Raw genomic sequence first — 3,358 nt, forward strand, 5'->3', positions numbered from 1 at the left:
GGAGTGATTGGGGGGAAAATTCAGGTACTTTTTCCCTGAAAATTAGGTAGTTGACCACCTGAAAATCGATAAAACCCCACACCCCACACCCCACACCCCACACCCCACACCCTGCCACCACCGAAAAACTTTTTCAGCAAGCCCTAATTATTGATTGTTTCTTATTTTATAGCTGCTGTGGTGGTCATGCTAAACCCATTCTTGCTCAAAAAGCAAAAAGGGAAATATATTCCCTTTTTCTGGCTTTTATGGACCCATATCCTAAACGGTTTCGGGTTGAACACCTCTTTGGTCGAGAATTTTCTGTAATTCAGCTTCGTCGGTTTTGGTCAAAGAAGTGCGTAACACTTTACCTCCGTAGGGGGCCACTTCATCGAGGACCTTATCGGGGGTAACTTTTTGGACGAGAACAAAGAGAGCAGATGTACCTGGCTGCATGGTTTCTCCCAATTCCCGCATAAAATTGTCATCCACACCGATATCACTTAAAGCACCTCCCAAAGCGCCACCAGCAGCACCGAGGACGGCCCCTAATAAAGGGGATAAAAAGAGCATTCCGATTAATAATCCCCAGAAACTGCCACTGGCGGCTCCCGCTGCCGTTAAATTGACCGCTTGCTTGAGTTTAATCTGGCCATCTTTGTTTTTAACCACTACGGCAGCATCTTCTAACTCGATGAGATGTTCCTGTTGCAGTTTAGCCAAAGTTAAACGAACTTCTTCTGCTTTAAATTCGTCCTCATAGGCGATGACAAATAGATCGGCCATAGTTTTTCCTCGATTATTAGTAAATAAAACCTTTATACACTACTTTTGCCGGATTAAAAAGTTTGAGGTATCGGAGAATACCTCAAAGCCATGGGGATTAGGTGTCATAAATACGAGCTTCAAAAGCATCGGGATTTTCTTGACAGTATTCCTCAAAATAGGTTTTTTCCGGTTTTTTAGCGCGTTGGTGTGCCAATTCTGCCTGTAATTCCTCAACAATATCCCAAGCTGCAGCACAATCGGGAGAATTTCCCCCTTTTTCAGCACATACTGCCCGGGCAATATCTCTAGCTTTGATAATCTCCGCTTCTAAATCAAGACTGCGGGGCTTTTCGACGGTGTTACCTTTATGGAGAATGTCGCTAACGGATATAACACCGAGCAAACCGCCTTTAATTACTGGTGCGAAACGAATACCGGTATTAGCAAATAAGCGGGCCACATATTCAACCCCGAGGTCGGGATTAATCACGATGCAGGGTTTGCTCATCACTTCATAGACGCGCACTTTTTGCGGATCTTGACCGAAAGCGACGACTTTATAGACAATATCGGTTTCAGTGATAATTCCGTAAGCATCTTCATCGTGACGGCGATCGACAATGAGAGTTCTAATGTTCTTTTCTCTCATCAATTGTACCGCTTTGGCAACGGTTTCAGAACCTTTAATCTTGGCCACCTCCGTGGTCATAATTTCAGCTGCTTTCATGGTCATAGTTGGAGAAGTTAAGTTGTGCCTTTGTTATTTTAAGGTATATCCTTGTCAAAAATCAAAGAATCCCATCTGGCAAGATTTCTAGTTCCAAGGACGCAAAAAATAAGAAACTAACATCAAACAGCCGACAACATTCCCCAGCAATAAGCGGGCTACCTTGAAATAGTTATCTTTGGTATAATACTGGGCTAACAGGATCAAGAATGGAATAGCTGTAGCTGTATAGCGAGTCGAATAATAATGGGTAATTTTAAAAGCTGTAGCGGCAACTACGATCACGGCAACATTTAAAAACAGAAATTTACTATCTTTATAGTGATCTCGGCAATTGTTGAGGCTGGCAATCAGAAAAAGAATTCCAAAGGCAAGCAGACAGGAGGAAGCTAAATAGAAAAAGAAACTTAGCCAAGTAGGATCGGGAATAATTTTCTGGAAAACTTGGTAGGCTGGACGAATAGAAAGGATTTTAAAGATAGCGTTGCCTAGAAAGCTGCTGACCAGGACAGATATTATTATCACCTTATTCAAGCTGAACCATTTGGGAGCGAGGATAAATAATAAAAGACCGGTGTAGGCAAAGGAAAGAAATCCGTTTACCAGAGAATATCCAGAAGATAATGAACTTTGACCGGGGGGAACTAATCCACCCCATACGCTAAAAACGATAGCGGGTAAAATTCCAGAAGTTAACCAGCATAATATTAAAGGTTGCCAAGATTTTTTTGAGGAACTAATTGTTAGTATTGGCAAGATAAACACCAGAACGAGAAAAGTTTGTCTGCCTAGGATTGCTATCCCTAAACATAATCCACTCAGAGCGGCTATTCCTAAGCTCATTTGCCGGTTATCTGCAATTTTTTCTAGAGCTATAAATATCAAGAAAATTGCTAAAGTTGCCAAGAGCATACCAGGGATTTCCGTGAGAGCCATGCCCGTAATCACCCAAATCATCGGTAAGCCCATAATTGTCAGACTAGAGACCAGTGGCTGGGGAATTTTGAAAATTTTTTGCAGGGTTAAACTCAGGACTAAAATTAACAGTAATAAAAGAAGAATATTAACCAACCTAACGGCAGGGGCTTGCAAATTGGTCAAGGGCTGAAAGATATAATGAATTATCGGGTATAACGGACCTGGGGCCGATTGTCCTGTACCGCGTAAGAATCGATAGGATAAACCGTATTGATTTAATAAATCTACTAACGGTAAGTGATAAACTTCATCATAAACGAGAGCATGGGGAGAAAGAAGTACACAGGTCAATAAAACCACAAAACCGATGAAATTGACCAGGACACTTGCTAGTTGAGCGGGATTAAAATCCTTAGTTATTTTCAGCATATTCATAATTTTGTGTCGAGGAAATTACTTTCCTAAGATTATGCTCTAGTTAATTAGGTTTGTCCAGAAGAAAATCGGGACGGCTTCAGGATGGCTGACGGCTAAAAAACCGATCCCTGATTAACGCCATTCTACCAGTTGTCGTTCTTGGACAACCAAACCATATACTGTCTCAGTTTGACGGGCTAAATTCGCCCAATGAAAGCGTTTTTCTAGGTCTTCGTAGGCGTTATTAACTAATTCGTGGGCGTATTCGGGATGATTTAAAACCTCCAAAATGCCCCAAGCGAGGGAATCAGGATTATTGACGCGGGTGACAATTCCCGTTTGGCCATGACGGACAACTTCGGGAAAACCGCAGGTATCGGAAACTACGACGGGAACCCTAGCGGCGAAACTTTCCAAGGCGACAATACCAAAAGGTTCGTAAAGACTGGGAAAAACGGCACAATCGGCCACGGTTTGGAAGCGATCGAGGTTTTCATCGGACATAAAGCCCGTAAAATAACAATGATGCCAGATACCGAGATGCCA

General features: G+C 42.4%; 4 protein-coding genes. All 4 read right to left on the bottom strand.

The features are described from left to right. Positions 1-261: 261 nt before the first annotated feature. Positions 262-768 carry a DUF1269 domain-containing protein gene (locus tag PX481_RS17200; protein ID WP_002756665.1) on the bottom strand — a complete coding sequence of 169 codons (507 nt, stop codon included), beginning with the start codon at positions 766-768 and terminating at the stop codon, positions 262-264. A 97-nt stretch (positions 769-865) separates the two neighbouring features. After that, a complete protein-coding gene (locus PX481_RS17205) occupies positions 866-1,483 on the bottom strand; it encodes a CP12 domain-containing protein (RefSeq protein WP_288095156.1) in 618 nt (205 codons plus the stop codon). Positions 1,484-1,564: 81 nt separating this feature from the next. Beyond that, a complete protein-coding gene (locus tag PX481_RS17210; protein WP_223212939.1) occupies positions 1,565-2,824 on the bottom strand; it encodes a glycosyltransferase family 39 protein in 1,260 nt (419 codons plus the stop codon). Between the two features lie 120 nt (positions 2,825-2,944). After that, a partial coding sequence (locus PX481_RS17215) for a glycosyltransferase (protein WP_288095159.1) occupies positions 2,945-3,358 on the bottom strand: 414 nt, incomplete at its 5' end.

The sequence above is a fragment of the Microcystis sp. M53603_WE2 genome, from assembly GCF_030065435.1.